The following is a 13,092-nucleotide window of genomic DNA, read 5'->3' as shown; positions in this document are numbered from 1 at the left end:
ACCAGTGTGAGTTCGATGAAACGGGCAATGAGCCAGGGACAAGCGACCCTGTCGATTTTCGGACGTCGTCGCGTAATCCATTGCATGGCGGCCTCCACGGTCAGTGATGCAACAGCGGGTACACGATCAGGCCCATCACGGCGGCCCCGCCGACGACCACCGGCTCCGACAGCTTCCTGAACCTGACCAACAGCACGATCGTCGCGAGCGCTATCAACGCAGTCGGCACGTCGACGATCGAACGTCGGGCCAGCACGATCACCGACCCCGTGATCGCGCCGACGGCCGCGGCCGTCACCCCGTCGACGAATGCCAGAATCGCCGGCAGCCTGCCGTACTTCTTGAAGTACGGGGCCGGCACCACCGTGAACAAGTAGCACGGCAGGAACGTGCCGGCTGCCGCGACGCACGCGCCGGGCAACCCCGCCACCAGATAGCCGATGAAGCCCACCGTGATGACGACCGGACCCGGCGTGATCATCGCGACCGCCACGGCGTCGACGAACTGCTTCTCGTTGAGCCAATGGTGCTCGGTGACCACGCCGCCATAGAGGAACGGCACGATCGCGAGCCCCGAGCCGAACACGAAGGCGCCGGCCTTCGCAAAGAAGACGGCGAGTTGCGCGAGCTGCGGCCAGGCCACGATACCGAACCACGTGCCGGCGGCCGAGACGGGCAATGCCACGACCGCATTGACGCGCCGCTGGCGCAACCACCTGGGCGGCGAGCGCGTGAACCAGACGAGCAGGCCCGCCGCGAGAAACAGCCACGCCGCTTCCGATTCGGTGATCACTGTCACGGCTACCAGCGCGAGATAGATCGCCCACAGCAGTTTGTCGTGACCGATGCTTTTCGCGGTCAGCTTGCGCGCGCTGATCGCGATGATGCCGATCACCGCCGCGCCGACGCCATAGAACACCGACTGCATCCACGTCAGCCCGCCGAATCGCGTGTATGCATAGCCGAGCAGCACCACCATCAGAAACGACGGCAGCACGAACGCGATCCCGACCATCGTGGCGCCGACGATACGGTAGTGCACATAGCCGAGATAGATCGCCAGTTGCGCGGCAAGCGGGCCCGGGGCGAGTTGCGCGAGCGCCAGGCCTTCCTTGTAGTCCGCGTCCGCGATCCATCGGCGCGTGTCCACGAGATCCCGATGCATGTAGCCGGCAAGCGCGACTGGCCCGCCGAAACCCGTCGCGCCGAGCCACGCGAAGTACAGGATCAGTTGCCACAGCGTATAGGCCGGGCGGTCGCGATGTGTATCCATGTTGCGGGCGGGTAACAAGGTCAGGATTGTCGGTTGCCGCTGAAATGCACGTACAACGAATCGAGTACGGCGCCGATCTCGATCAGCAACGCATCGTCGTCGGCAAGACGCTTGCGGGCGCCCGCGAGAATGGCCTCGAATCCGCCGGCTTCCGGTACGGCGGCGCCGCCCACATCCAGCGCATGCACCATGGCGCCCAACCGGACGAGTCCGTCGTCGTCGCCGAATCCGAAGCTCGCGACCAGCACCTCGAACGACACGCGATCGCCCACATGCGTGAACGGAGCGCCGTCGAAATCGAAGCCGAGCGCATCGACCGGACAATCGGCGAGGTTGTCCAGCCACACGAAGCGCGCATGCGGATCGATGAAACGCCGAATCAACCACGCGCTGGCGACGCGATCCACCCACAGGTGACGGCGCGTCGCCCACAGCCTGCCCTGATACTGCGCACGGTCGCGACGTGGGATGCCGCGTTGGGCCGCATGCGGCTCGCCGGGGGAGCGCAACGCCTCGACCGCGGCGGTGAAATCCCGCCATTGCGCAAGCGCGCGCAGCGAGGTTTCGCCGGGAAAGAAATCGATGCTTCGAATGGCCTCGTACGTGCGAGCGTGACGGCGTTGCAGGCGATTGAGATCGGCCACCGCCAGATCGGGCAGCGTCTTGCGGGCTTCCGAAAGCTCGGCGAGCCAGTCCGCGTAATCTCCCGCGCGATCGAACAGCGACTCGTACGCGCTTTCGTCAGCCGGATCGTCCGCACGGACATCCAGCACCCACGCATGCCCTTCGCCGTTACGCGCGTCGTCGGCCAGCTCGCGCAACTGCGCCGCCTGCTCGGCATGCGCCGGCAACAGGTATGCGCCGTCCCGCAGCGCGCCGCAGCCGAGCGCCTTGACGGTGCGCCAGATGCGCATGCGGGCAGTCGCGCCGGAGTTCGGCAGACTGACGATCAACAGGAGCCAGGAAGTCGGGGCGGCATTCATGATGGGCAGCATAATTTGCCGTCACGAACACTGCAATTCGGTAGATATCGCTACAACGTTTCGGCAGCAGGCAGCTCCGCTCGACGTGTGGAGCAGGAACGCCAAAATAACGATCGTCGACAACACCCGCGCCATCCGGATCGACATATCGACGAAATGGACAGAACGTCCGGTATCACGTAATAAACGCCGAAGCCGCGCGCGACGACATCGGAACATGCGTATCGTGTCCTGATCGAGTGCGCGCCACCCGACGGCCGATCGCGTCGTCGCTGAGCCGCAACCCCAATCGAAACCGGATACGCGCTCGACGCCGCCGGACATCGTGACGATATTCTGCGAATCGAGCGGTTCAACGCATAAACTGTCAGTATGCCACGGCGAACTCCCGTCGATCCATCGCCCGCTTGCCCCGACACCGTTCCGAATGCAGCTGGACGGCAAACGCAGCCCCGCACATGAAACCGCCCCAATGACAATCGATCCCGGCTCCATTCCTTACTATCTCGTCCTTCGGGCCGGCTGGCCGCCCTATGTGCTGAATTCGGATCGTCAAGTGCTCCGCCGCCAAGCGAGCCCGCTATTGCTGGCATTCGCGCGCACGCGCGGAGCGATCGCACGTGTCGACGACAGCGCGTGGAACGTCTTTTCCGACAACGAAGGGCTCACGGTAGTCGAACGTCGCGAGACCGGGTTCTTTTCGTTGGTCGCGGGAAACGAGACCGAACGTCAGTTGCAGTTGCTGACGACGCTCTGACGTCATCGCCGGAACCGCGCATCGCACGGCGCGACGTGCATGCGGCAAGCGATTGGCCGCAGCCCGAAGAAGCGTCACGCTTCTGGCCCCGAGGCCGAAAGCGCTTGACACATTTCCTGCCGACGCGTACTGTCGGCCGCAGAAGTATTCAAGAAGCGCGATTGCTGCTCATCATCGACCGCAGCCTGCGGTATTCGTTGTCCTCTCCCTCCTTGATTCTTTTCCCCTCGTCCATTCGGGGCACATTCGCTCGTTCATTTTCAGGAGATCTAATATGGATACCGGTACCGTCAAGTGGTTCAACGACAGCAAAGGCTTTGGCTTCATCACCCCCGACAAGGGCGGCGACGATCTGTTCGCCCACTTCTCCGAGATTCGCAGCGACGGCTTCAAGACCCTCGCGGAAGGTCAGAAGGTCAGCTTCGAAACGAAGAACGGCCCCAAAGGCCTGCAAGCATCGAACATCACCCCGCTGTAATCGCTGAACCGGCAGTCCCGTTCACGAAGCGGCACATCGCTGCCGCTTCACGTGCCACGCCCTCCGTCGCAGGCAATGCGATTCGACGCAGGCTCGGCGCGGCGGTCCGCTTCGCATCCGGCCATCGTCCCTGTGCGTATACCGGTACCCGAACATCGATCGCCGCGCGCACGTTCAATCGCACGAGCGCGGTCGGCGCACGTCGTGCTCACCGACCCGCGCAAGCGGCGCAGCAGGAGAATCCGCATGACCCGAAGCCAGCCTCGCAGCAACAAGGTGCCTCCGCGTGCCAAGCAAGCCATGGCCCTGCCGAAGCTGGGCACCGCATTGAACTGGGTGCCGCCCGAGCCGCCCGCCGCCACGAAATCGCGCGCGAAGAAACGCCCGCTTGCTGCGCAATAACGCGCGCGGAACCGCGCGGCGTCCTCGATGAAGTCCTTCCCGACGGCAGATTCCGCGTGACACCGGAAACGGCGTGACGGTCGACGCGTACGGATCGGGATGCACGCGCCGGCACCGTGTCCACGATCCGGCCACCCGCACCGTGTGAAGGTGCGTGCTTGCGCCCACCCGGAATAAAGTGGGCGTTCGACAAACGATGCGCGTATGATGGGTTCATTCGAGCGATCAGCCATCCTTTGACCGTTCGCCCCTCCACCCGCCCGCTTGCTGCATCGCCCCTCCTTCGCGCTGCAACGTTGTCCCCTTCACCCACTGGCCCGCCCCGCAACGGGAATACCGGCCGGATGTGTTCGCCCATGCGACTCGTCATGGCTGAACGCCAGGAGTTTCTCATGAGCATGCATGTCTACCGTGGATTCGAAATTTATCCACTGATTTACCCCCATGTGCCGGCGCTGAATGGCTGCCCGCATAACTACGACGCCGGATTCGACGCGGCAGTCAAGATTTGCCTTCGCGATGCCACCGATACGCTGACGCAGAGCCAGACGTTCCGATTGGGCGACGCATCCCCATTCGACAACGCCGGTGACGCCCGTCGTGCATCGGTGCGCTACGCCGAGAACATCATCGACGACAATCGCGACAAGCAGGGGTTCTTTTCCATCCCGCGCTGAAGCGGCTCGGCAGTGCAACATCATTTTTTCGGCATTCTGGAGGGCGAAATGATCATCGACGAACTGCTCGGCTTGATCGGACGACGTGAAGTGACCCGGCTCGACACCGCCGTCCCCGCCGGAATCGCCGATTCAGCGATGTGCCACCAACCGGAGCTGCACATGTTCATGGCGGTACGTGCGTTATCGATCGGAGCAGGATATTCGGAATTCGAATCCGACGAGATAGCGAGCGCCGTCATGACACGGCTCGGCTAGCTTTCCGTTCAAATCTTTCCGACAGGATCTACATGACGACAATCACGCTGAAGCTCAACGAACCGATCGATGTCGCGCTGCGACGATTCCGGCGCAGCATCGAGAAAACCGGGCTGATTCGCGAATTGCGCAGTCGCACCGGCTACGAGAAGCCGACGACGGAGCGCAAGCGGAAAAAGGCCAGCGCCGTTTCCAGACAGCGCTTGAGGGCGAAGCGCATGTTGCCGCCCCGAAAAATGTACTAGGAGAACATCGTGCACAACATGCCGGCCGAGGCGCCTCCGTTCTTCCCCCTGACGAAATGCGAAGTCGATTTCGATCAGCAGAGCGACATGGTGACGCTGCTGCCGAGCTTCTATGCATTCGGGTGCGAGTACACCAGCCGCGGGTTGCTGATCGGGCGCAGCGATGCGTTCAAACTGATTGCCGCGATCGAGAAGGCGCTCAGCGTTCAACGGTGAGCCGGCACCGGCGCAATCGCAAGTATCGACAATCACAAGACGGACTATGCGCGGCCGGACCAAGTACGTAGATTTGCTCTACTTCCTCGTTGTCATGCAACTCGTCACCCGCAGGCAGACGCGCGAGTGGCTTTCACCGTTCCAGCTCGTCGAATCGCTGCAAGCGTGGCTGGTTATCCATCGCGCGAAATGCGAGTGGCGCGACCGCGTCTGGATAGGCCACGCTTCCCTTCAGATCGCGAAATCGGCCCGCCCGGCCGACAGCACCGCATTCGCGGAACCGCTCGCGAATGCCGAACCGGCCCCGACGCCCGCATCGCCGGACGCCCTGGGAGATCGGTCGAGCCTGCGGATGAAATGCGTCCGCTACCTTCGCGAGCATGTCTGACCTCGATTCCGCTGCGCCGTAAGGCAGAACGTTCGAGTTCGACCCCGTGGATTCCCCCCGTACGTACCCTCGCGATCTCCCGGCGTGGCTTCGGCGTAGACAATGACGCGAGCACGGAGCGCCGGTAGCGCAAATTGCGGCATCTATCTGCATCGCATGCATCGATCGATGCGGGTGACGTGACACGCGGAAGGCGCCCGGCTCGACGTTTCGACGCCGGCACGCCTACGCGCCTACACGCCTACACGCCTACACGCCTACAACACGCGATACCCGACGTTCGGGTGATAAGCTCGACATCGACGCGCCGTCGCGCGTCCCGTCACCCTATCGACCCTACGCCTCCCGCGAGTCCGCTCATGCCCATCGCTCCTGCTGTCGTCTCCGCCTTCACCCCCACCGGCAAGCTCCGCGCATCGATCAACCTCGGCAACCCGATCCTCGCGAACCGCGACCCGGCCACGGGCGAACCGTTCGGCGTATCGATCGATCTCGCCCGTGCATTCGCCGAGCGCCTGTCGGCCGACCTGGAACTCGTGGTGTTCGACGCCGCCGGCAAATCGGTGCAGGCGCTGACAGAAGAGCGCGCCGATTTCGGCTTCTTCGCGGTCGATCCGCTGCGCGGCGAAACGGTCGCGTTCACCGCGCCGTACGTGCTGATCGAAGGCTTCTATCTCGTGCCGGACGCGTCGCCGATCCGCGCCAACGCGGACGTCGACCAGCCGCACCAACGCGTGGCCGTCGGCAAGGGCAGCGCGTACGACCTGTTCCTCACCCGCGAACTGAAAGCGGCGCAGATCGTGCGCGCGCCGACGTCGCAAGCCGTCGTGCCGACGTTCGTCGAGCAAAAGCTGGAGGTGGCGGCCGGCGTGAAGCAGCAGCTCGAAACCGACGCCGCGAAAACGCCCGGCCTGCGCCTGCTCGACGAGCGCTTCATGGTGATCCGGCAGGCGATGGGCGTGCCGAAGAGTCGCGGCGACGCGGCCGCCGCGGCACTGAACGCATTCGTCGAGGAAATGAAGGCGTCGGGCTTCGTCGCCGATTCGCTGCGCCGGCACGGCATCACGGGCGCATCGGTCGCGCCGGCAGCCTGATCGAAAATCGCGCCGGAGGCGACACGGCCCGGACGATCCGGGCCGAGTCGTCGATCAGCGTTGCGTCGCGAGCGCTTCGGTTATCGCGAGGAATCGCGCGATATCGTCCGGCGCGTGACAATGGAGCGGCGAGATCCGCACCGCGCCGGCGAGCCCGAACGATTTCAGCATCCGGCCCGAATACAGGCTCGATGCGACGCGCTCATACACGATCACACCGCGCTGCTCGTATTCCCGCACCGCCTGCGTCGGTTCGAGATGCGCGAAGCCGATCCCGACGATGAGGTCGCGCTTCGTCAGATCGTCATGATCCCAGTAGACGTCGACGCCGTCGAGCGTGCGCAAACCGTCGAGCAACGCGGCGAGCAGCGCGCGTTCGTGCAATTCGATCCGGCGCATGCCCTCGACGAACAGCGTGCGCCGGTCGTCCGAATCGATGAAATACCGGCCGATCCAGGCCACGTAATCGACGATCGACGACACGACCGCAAACTGCGCGGGTGCCGGGCTGCCGAGTTCCCATACGCCGTTCTCCTTCGCGGCGAGCCGGTGATGCGGCAAGGCCGCCGCCCGCGGCGACAGCCACGACATGCCCGAGCCGCGGCAGCCGAAAAACTTGTACGGTGCGAAATTGATCCCGTCGACCGGCGTGCGCTGCAGGTCGATGATCCCGTGCGGCGCATGCTGGACCGCGTCGACGACGATGAACAGATCGGGTTTCTTCTCGCGCGCACGCGCGACGATCGTCTCGATATCGAATTTCGCGCCGGAGATGTTCGACGCAGCCATTACGTTGAGCAGCGCGGTATCCGCGTCGACCAGCGACACGATCGCGTCGACGTCCACGCCGCCGGTCTCCGGATTGCTCGGCGCGATGCGCAGCGTCTTGCCGGTACGTTCGGCGTAATACGTCATCGCATCGTAGGACGACGGATGCTCGAGCACGGTCGTCACCGCATTGGTGCCAGGCACGTTCTCCATGATCGCGCGCACCATGTCGAACATCGCCCCCGATGCGGTCAGCGACGCATACACGGTGCCGCCCTGCGCGTTCAGGATCGTGCGAACGTCGTCCTCGCCATGCGACTGGACCGCCTGCAGATCGAGCGCGCGCGCATGGATGCGCTCTGGGCAATCGGGCAGCGCATCGACCCGTGCGTACGCGTCGACCGCCGCCTTCAATCGGAACGACCCGCCCGCGTTGTCGAAGAACAGCCGCTCCCGGCCGTCGACGTCGCGATCGACGTGATGAAAGCGCGACTTGATCTGCTGCATCAACGCGTCGGGAAAAAGTGCTCCACGGGGACTGCTCATCTTCGATGCTCCTGTTTGCTTCGGAATGTTGTGCGATGCATGCATGGCGGCATTCAGCCGCGCAGCGATTCGACGTACGCGCGGCCCTTTTCCGCGTCGTACCGGCCTTCCCATTTCGCGATGACGAGCGGCGCAAGCGCGTTGCCGACGACGTTCAGCGCGGTGCGGCCCATGTCCATGATCCGGTCGACGCCGGCAATGAACGCGAGCCCTTCGAGCGGCAACCCGGCGCTCGCGAGCGTCGCTAGCATGATCACGAACATGAAGCCCGGCACACCGGCCGCGCCCTTCGACGTGACGACCATGGTCAGCGTCAGCAGCACCTGCTGCTGCCAGCCGAGGTGCACGCCGTAGAGCTGCGCGACGAACAGCGTGCCGATGCCGAGATAGATCGACGCGCCGTCGAGGTTGAACGTGTAGCCGGTCGGCACCACGAACGTCGTGATGCTCTTCGGCACGCCGTAGTCCTCCATCTTCTTCATCAGCTGCGGCAGCACGGTCGCGGAGCTGCAGGTCGAGAACGCGATGATCAGCTCGTCCTTGATCACGCGCAGCAGCGTCAGGATGCGGAACCCGAACAGCCGTGCGATCACGCCGAGCACGGCGATCGCGAACAGCAGGATCGCGAAGTAAGTGACGGCGACCAGCTTCAGCAGCGGCAGCAGCGATCCGAAGCCGAAGCTCGCGACGGTCACCGCGATCAGCGCACACACGCCGACAGGCGCATAGCGCATCACCATGTTCGTCACCTTGAACATCGCATCGGCGACGCCCTTGAGCATCGCGAGCACCGGCTTGCGATGTTCTTCCGGCACCGACTGCAGCCCGAGCCCGAACAGCAGCGAAAAGAAGATCACCGGCAGCAGGTCGCCCTTCGCCATCGACGCGACGATGTTGTCCGGGATGATGCCGAGCACCAGCGCCATCAGCCCGTGGTGCGCCTGCTGCACCTGTTGCGTGGCCTGCTGGTAACGGGAAATGTCGGTGTGCCCGAGTTGCGACATGTCGGTGCCGACGCCCGGTTGCAGCACGTTGCCGATCACGAGGCCGAGCACGATCGCGATCGTCGTGACCACCTCGAAATAGAGCAGCGTCTTGATGCCGAGACGGCCGAGCGACTTGCCGTCGCCCACGCCGGCGATGCCGATCACCATGCTCGTGAACACGATCGGCACGACGATCATCCGCACCAGCTTGATGAAGATGTCGCCGGCCGGCTGCAGCAACCCGGACACGGCCGTGTCGCGCAATTGAGGAAACCGGTTCAGCACGAGCCCGGTCGCGATGCCGATGACGAGGCCGATGACGATCTGCCACGCAAGACCGACGCGCGGCTTGCGGGCCGCGCCGACGGAGGGCGGGGAATCGATGACGGTGTCCATGCAGTCTCCAAGAATGGGGGTTCGATTGAACGATGGGCGCGACGCGGTGCGTTTTCTGGTGAACGCACTCGCCCGGCGACGCAACGGGAGCACCTTAAACAGCCGAAATAGGTAAAAAAAGCGATTTTTTGACATGAGAACATATCGCTTTTTCTCATCTATCGAGTGACACGCGATGCTGACGTTCAAGCAGATGGAAGCGCTGTACTGGATCGTGCGGCTCGGCTCGTTCGACGCGGCCGCGACGCGCCTCAACACGACGCAGTCGGCCGTATCGAAGCGGATCCAGGAACTCGAACGCGCGTTCGACCTGACCGTGTTCGATCGCGCGCATCGCAGCGCGCGGCTCACCGACAAGGGCGCGGAGCTGTTCGACCATGCGAAGGAATTGCTCGAGCAGCGCGACCGCGTGGTCGAGCGGATGAGTTCGAAGGAAGCGCTGGTGCGGCATGTGCGGATCGGCGTGACCGAGCTGACCGCGCTGACGTGGCTGCCGCGCCTGATCGCGGCGATCCAGGCCGCGTATCCGCGCGTGCACGTGGAGGCCGAGGTGGACCTGACCGCGACGCTGCGCGACCGGCTCGCGGCCGACACGATCGATCTGATCGTGGTCCCGCAGATTCATGCGACGGACGCGTTCACGGCGACGGTGGTCGGCGAGGTCGACAACGCGTGGATGTGCGCGGCCGGATTCGTGCCGACGTCCCGGGCCGCCCTTGCGTTGACGGACCTCGCGCGGTTTCCGCTGATCCTGCAGGGGAACCTGTCGGGCACCGGACACCTGTACACGCGCTTTCTGCAGGAACACGGCGTCGCGATTCAGCGTGTGCTGTCGAGCAACAGCCTGCTCGCGCAGATCGGCCTGACGCTGTCGGGCCTCGGCATCAGCTATCTGCCGAAGGCGTGCGTCGCGCACCTCGTCGCTTGCGACGCGCTGGAGATCGTGCGCACGCAACCGGCGCTGCCGCCGGTTCGCTACGTCGCGCTGCATCGCGCCGAACGCGCCCAGTCGTTGACCGCCGAGATCGTCCGGCTCGCCGCGCAGGCATGCGATTTCAGTACGAGCCTGCTGGATCCGCGGGCGCATGACTAGGGCGAATGGCGCGGCGCGGCCCATCGCCCATCGCCATTCTGCGGCCGCCGAACCGGCGATCCGCTGCACCGCACCAATCAATCCGTATCCGGTTGCGCCGGCCGCAGGCACGAAGCGCCACCGGCGCAAGCGCCGTCGCCCAATCGGCCGCGACCGGCGCTAGCGCAAACCCGAACCCGGTTGCACTGTTCATCGCCATTCTGGTCCTGTATTGTCCTCCCATCCCCGATTGCGAAACCGCTGCATGGGAGGCGCACGATGCGAAAAAAGAATGCTGCAGCCGTCTGGATCCTGATCGCGATGGCGGTAGGCATCGTGATCGGCTACATGATCTTCACGAGCTTTCCGGACAAGAAGGCCGCCGCCGAAATCGCCGGCTACATCTCGCTCGTCTCCGACGTGTTCCTGCGTCTGATCAAGATGGTGATCGGGCCGCTCGTCTTTTCCACGCTCGTCGTCGGCATCGCGCACATGGGCGACGCGGCATCGGTCGGACGCGTGTTCGCGAAATCGATCGGCTGGTTCGTCACCGCGTCGCTGGTCTCGCTGCTGCTCGGGTTGCTGATGGCGAACGTGCTGCGGCCCGGCGACAATCTCGGCTTGCCGCTGCCGGACATCGGCGCATCCGCGAACCTCGCGACGTCCAAGTTCACGCTGAAGGATTTCGTCGGCCACATGGTGCCGAGGTCGATCGCCGAGGCGATGGCGAACAACGAGATCCTGCAGATCGTCGTGTTCTCGATGTTCTTCGGCGTCGCGCTCGCTGCACTCGGCGAGCGCGGCAAGATCCTCATCGCCGCGATCGACCAGTTGTCGCACGTGATGCTGAAGATCACCGGCTACGTGATGAAGCTCGCGCCGCTCGCGGTGATGGCCGCGATGGCCGCCACCGTCGCGGTCAACGGGCTGTCGGTACTGCTGAAGTTCGCGGTGTTCATGGGCGACTTCTACCTCAGCCTGTTCCTGCTCTGGGCATTGCTCGTGTGTGCCGGGCTGCTGTTCCTCGGCCGCCGCGTGTTCAAGCTGCTCGTGCTGATCAAGGAAGCGTTCATGCTGTCGTTCGCGACGGCCAGCTCCGAAGCCGCGTACCCGAAGATCCTCGACGCACTCGACCGTTTCGGCGTGCGCCGCAAGATCTCGAGCTTCGTGATGCCGATGGGCTATTCGTTCAACCTCGACGGCTCGATGATGTACTGCACGTTCGCGTCGCTGTTCATCGCGCAGGCGTACAACATGCACCTGTCGCTCGGCACGCAGATCACGATGCTGCTGGTGCTGATGCTGACGTCGAAAGGGATGGCCGGCGTGCCGCGTGCGTCGCTCGTCGTGATCGCCGCCACGCTGCACCAGTTCGGGCTTCCGGAAGCCGGGCTGCTGCTGATTCTCGGCGTCGACACGTTCCTCGACATGGGCCGCTCGGCCACCAATGCGGTGGGCAACTCGATCGCCAGCGCGGTGGTCGCGAAATGGGAAGGCCAGCTCCTGTCGGAAGCGGAAGCCGACGCCAACGCGGCGCGCATCGAAGCGGAACAGGAAGCGACGATCGCACATCCGACGGAAGTCTGACGGAGGCCCGGCGATGAAGATGCAGCGATTCTGGCGTGCGCTCGCGCTCGTGGGCCTGCTCGCCACGGGCGCGGCCGCGCGCGCGGAAGATGCACCCTCGACGCAGCCGCGCGTCGAGCCGTTCGCGCCGGCCCAACTGACCGGCACGCTCGCGAAGGTGCGCGGCAGCGGCACGATCGCGCTCGGCTATCGCGACGCGTCGATACCGTTCTCGTACCTGAACGCGCGCAACCAGCCGATCGGCTATTCGATCGAACTATGCAAGGCGCTCGTGTCGTCGATCGAGGATGCGATCAACCGGAGCCTGACGATCCAGTGGGTGCCGGTCACGTCCGACAACCGCATCGACGCGGTGGTCGGCGGGAAGGTCGATCTGGAATGCGGCTCCACGACCAGCAACCTCGAGCGCCAGAAGCGCGTGGCGTTCTCGCCGATCATCTTCGTGGCCGGCACGAAGGTAATGGTGAAACGAGGTGCCCCGATCCGCTCGTTCCGCGATCTCTCGGGCAAGAAAGTCGCGGTGACGGCCGGCACGACCAACGAGAAGGCGCTGCGCGACCTGAACGAGCGGTTCAGGCTCGGGATCCAGCTACAGGTGGTGCCGGACCATGCGCAGGGCTTCGCGCTCGTCGCGAACGGCGGCGCCGACGCGTTCGCGACGGACGACGTGCTGCTGTACGGGCTGATCGCCGAGAATGCGGGCAAGGGCGGCCAGTACGACGTGGTGGGCGATTTTCTCTCGTACGACCCGTACGGCATCATGTTCCGCAGGGACGATCCGCAGCTCGCCCAGCTCGTGAAAAGCACGTTCCAGGAGCTGGCCGCCGACGGCGAGATCGCGCGCCAGTACAAGCGCTGGTTCCTGCGCCCGCTGCCGTCGGGCTTGAGTCTCAACCTACCGATGAGCCCGCAACTGGAGACCATCATCGAGACGATCGGCGTCAACGGGAATTGAGCGGCGTCGGC

General features: G+C 64.5%; 16 protein-coding genes and 1 pseudogene. 12 read left to right on the top strand and 5 right to left on the bottom strand.

What is annotated here, in order from left to right:
• Positions 1-11: 11 nt before the first annotated feature.
• The 3 genes and pseudogenes from CFB46_RS33385 to CFB46_RS33375 all read right to left on the bottom strand — a co-directional run.
• Positions 12-86, bottom strand: a pseudogene (locus CFB46_RS33385) (chromate resistance protein ChrB domain-containing protein); the annotation flags it as partial.
• Between the two features lie 14 nt (positions 87-100).
• Positions 101-1,273 (bottom strand): chromate transporter, encoded by a 1,173-nt coding sequence (locus CFB46_RS33380; RefSeq protein WP_027786489.1) that lies wholly within the window; start codon positions 1,271-1,273, stop codon positions 101-103.
• Positions 1,274-1,293: 20 nt separating this feature from the next.
• Positions 1,294-2,256, bottom strand: coding sequence for a chromate resistance protein ChrB domain-containing protein (locus tag CFB46_RS33375; RefSeq protein WP_027786488.1), 963 nt, complete (start codon positions 2,254-2,256; stop codon positions 1,294-1,296).
• Positions 2,257-2,728: 472 nt separating this feature from the next.
• Between CFB46_RS33375 and CFB46_RS33370 the strand changes: the two genes are divergently transcribed.
• The 9 genes from CFB46_RS33370 to CFB46_RS33335 all read left to right on the top strand — a co-directional run bounded on the left by CFB46_RS33370 (position 2,729) and on the right by CFB46_RS33335 (position 6,771).
• Positions 2,729-3,013, top strand: a complete 285-nt coding sequence (locus tag CFB46_RS33370) for a hypothetical protein (RefSeq protein WP_027786487.1) — start codon at positions 2,729-2,731, stop codon at positions 3,011-3,013.
• 274 nt (positions 3,014-3,287) lie between these two features.
• A complete protein-coding gene (locus CFB46_RS33365) occupies positions 3,288-3,491 on the top strand; it encodes a cold-shock protein (RefSeq protein WP_027786486.1) in 204 nt (67 codons plus the stop codon).
• A 246-nt stretch (positions 3,492-3,737) separates the two neighbouring features.
• A complete protein-coding gene (locus tag CFB46_RS36185) occupies positions 3,738-3,893 on the top strand; it encodes a hypothetical protein (protein ID WP_175888565.1) in 156 nt (51 codons plus the stop codon).
• A 392-nt stretch (positions 3,894-4,285) separates the two neighbouring features.
• The gene (locus tag CFB46_RS33360; protein WP_027786485.1) at positions 4,286-4,570 is read left to right on the top strand and encodes a hypothetical protein; all 285 of its coding nucleotides are present in this window, start codon (positions 4,286-4,288) and stop codon (positions 4,568-4,570) included.
• A 48-nt stretch (positions 4,571-4,618) separates the two neighbouring features.
• The gene (locus CFB46_RS33355) at positions 4,619-4,828 is read left to right on the top strand and encodes a hypothetical protein (protein ID WP_027786484.1); all 210 of its coding nucleotides are present in this window, start codon (positions 4,619-4,621) and stop codon (positions 4,826-4,828) included.
• Positions 4,829-4,860: 32 nt separating this feature from the next.
• The gene (rpsU, locus tag CFB46_RS33350) at positions 4,861-5,073 is read left to right on the top strand and encodes a 30S ribosomal protein S21 (protein ID WP_027786483.1); all 213 of its coding nucleotides are present in this window, start codon (positions 4,861-4,863) and stop codon (positions 5,071-5,073) included.
• Positions 5,074-5,082: 9 nt separating this feature from the next.
• The gene (locus tag CFB46_RS33345; RefSeq protein ID WP_027786482.1) at positions 5,083-5,289 is read left to right on the top strand and encodes a hypothetical protein; all 207 of its coding nucleotides are present in this window, start codon (positions 5,083-5,085) and stop codon (positions 5,287-5,289) included.
• A 94-nt stretch (positions 5,290-5,383) separates the two neighbouring features.
• A complete protein-coding gene (locus tag CFB46_RS33340; protein WP_155257386.1) occupies positions 5,384-5,677 on the top strand; it encodes a hypothetical protein in 294 nt (97 codons plus the stop codon).
• A gap of 359 nt (positions 5,678-6,036) precedes the next feature.
• Positions 6,037-6,771 carry an ABC transporter substrate-binding protein gene (locus tag CFB46_RS33335; RefSeq protein ID WP_027786481.1) on the top strand — a complete coding sequence of 245 codons (735 nt, stop codon included), beginning with the start codon at positions 6,037-6,039 and terminating at the stop codon, positions 6,769-6,771.
• Positions 6,772-6,825: 54 nt separating this feature from the next.
• On the opposite strand, the gene CFB46_RS33330 is transcribed toward CFB46_RS33335, so the two are convergent.
• Together CFB46_RS33330 and gltP are read right to left on the bottom strand one after the other, a co-directional pair.
• A complete protein-coding gene (locus CFB46_RS33330) occupies positions 6,826-8,085 on the bottom strand; it encodes an aminotransferase class V-fold PLP-dependent enzyme (protein WP_027786480.1) in 1,260 nt (419 codons plus the stop codon).
• 53 nt (positions 8,086-8,138) lie between these two features.
• Entirely contained in the window at positions 8,139-9,467 is a 1,329-nt protein-coding gene (gltP, locus tag CFB46_RS33325; protein ID WP_034185523.1) for a glutamate/aspartate:proton symporter GltP, read from the bottom strand.
• 175 nt (positions 9,468-9,642) lie between these two features.
• On the opposite strand from gltP, the gene CFB46_RS33320 reads away from it, so the two are divergent.
• The 3 genes from CFB46_RS33320 to CFB46_RS33310 all read left to right on the top strand — a co-directional run bounded on the left by CFB46_RS33320 (position 9,643) and on the right by CFB46_RS33310 (position 13,081).
• Positions 9,643-10,560: a LysR family transcriptional regulator gene (locus tag CFB46_RS33320; protein WP_027786478.1), complete on the top strand. Its 918-nt coding sequence runs from the start codon at positions 9,643-9,645 to the stop codon at positions 10,558-10,560.
• A 258-nt stretch (positions 10,561-10,818) separates the two neighbouring features.
• Positions 10,819-12,126, top strand: coding sequence for a dicarboxylate/amino acid:cation symporter (locus CFB46_RS33315; protein WP_027786477.1), 1,308 nt, complete (start codon positions 10,819-10,821; stop codon positions 12,124-12,126).
• Positions 12,127-12,139: 13 nt separating this feature from the next.
• A complete protein-coding gene (locus tag CFB46_RS33310; RefSeq protein WP_027786476.1) occupies positions 12,140-13,081 on the top strand; it encodes an amino acid ABC transporter substrate-binding protein in 942 nt (313 codons plus the stop codon).
• Positions 13,082-13,092: the final 11 nt, after the last annotated feature.

The sequence above is a fragment of the Burkholderia sp. HI2761 genome (genome assembly GCF_002223355.1).
Taxonomy (GTDB): Bacteria; Pseudomonadota; Gammaproteobacteria; order Burkholderiales; family Burkholderiaceae; genus Burkholderia.
The sequence above is the reverse complement of the archived record's forward strand: the minus strand, read 5'-3'. Positions and strand labels throughout refer to the sequence as shown.

Bases quoted from the DNA above. Each gene is read 5' to 3' on its own strand.
- CFB46_RS33380 (WP_027786489.1), bottom strand. From the start codon at position 1,273: ATGGATACACATCGCGACCGCCCGGCCTATACGCTGTGGCAACTGATC.
- CFB46_RS33375 (WP_027786488.1), bottom strand. From the start codon at position 2,256: ATGAATGCCGCCCCGACTTCCTGGCTCCTGTTGATCGTCAGTCTGCCG.
- CFB46_RS33370 (WP_027786487.1), top strand. From the start codon at position 2,729: ATGACAATCGATCCCGGCTCCATTCCTTACTATCTCGTCCTTCGGGCC.
- CFB46_RS33365 (WP_027786486.1), top strand. From the start codon at position 3,288: ATGGATACCGGTACCGTCAAGTGGTTCAACGACAGCAAAGGCTTTGGC.
- CFB46_RS36185 (WP_175888565.1), top strand. From the start codon at position 3,738: ATGACCCGAAGCCAGCCTCGCAGCAACAAGGTGCCTCCGCGTGCCAAG.
- CFB46_RS33360 (WP_027786485.1), top strand. From the start codon at position 4,286: ATGAGCATGCATGTCTACCGTGGATTCGAAATTTATCCACTGATTTAC.
- CFB46_RS33355 (WP_027786484.1), top strand. From the start codon at position 4,619: ATGATCATCGACGAACTGCTCGGCTTGATCGGACGACGTGAAGTGACC.
- rpsU (WP_027786483.1), top strand. From the start codon at position 4,861: ATGACGACAATCACGCTGAAGCTCAACGAACCGATCGATGTCGCGCTG.
- CFB46_RS33340 (WP_155257386.1), top strand. From the start codon at position 5,384: ATGCAACTCGTCACCCGCAGGCAGACGCGCGAGTGGCTTTCACCGTTC.
- CFB46_RS33335 (WP_027786481.1), top strand. From the start codon at position 6,037: ATGCCCATCGCTCCTGCTGTCGTCTCCGCCTTCACCCCCACCGGCAAG.
- CFB46_RS33330 (WP_027786480.1), bottom strand. From the start codon at position 8,085: ATGAGCAGTCCCCGTGGAGCACTTTTTCCCGACGCGTTGATGCAGCAG.
- gltP (WP_034185523.1), bottom strand. From the start codon at position 9,467: ATGGACACCGTCATCGATTCCCCGCCCTCCGTCGGCGCGGCCCGCAAG.
- CFB46_RS33320 (WP_027786478.1), top strand. From the start codon at position 9,643: ATGCTGACGTTCAAGCAGATGGAAGCGCTGTACTGGATCGTGCGGCTC.
- CFB46_RS33315 (WP_027786477.1), top strand. From the start codon at position 10,819: ATGCGAAAAAAGAATGCTGCAGCCGTCTGGATCCTGATCGCGATGGCG.
- CFB46_RS33310 (WP_027786476.1), top strand. From the start codon at position 12,140: ATGAAGATGCAGCGATTCTGGCGTGCGCTCGCGCTCGTGGGCCTGCTC.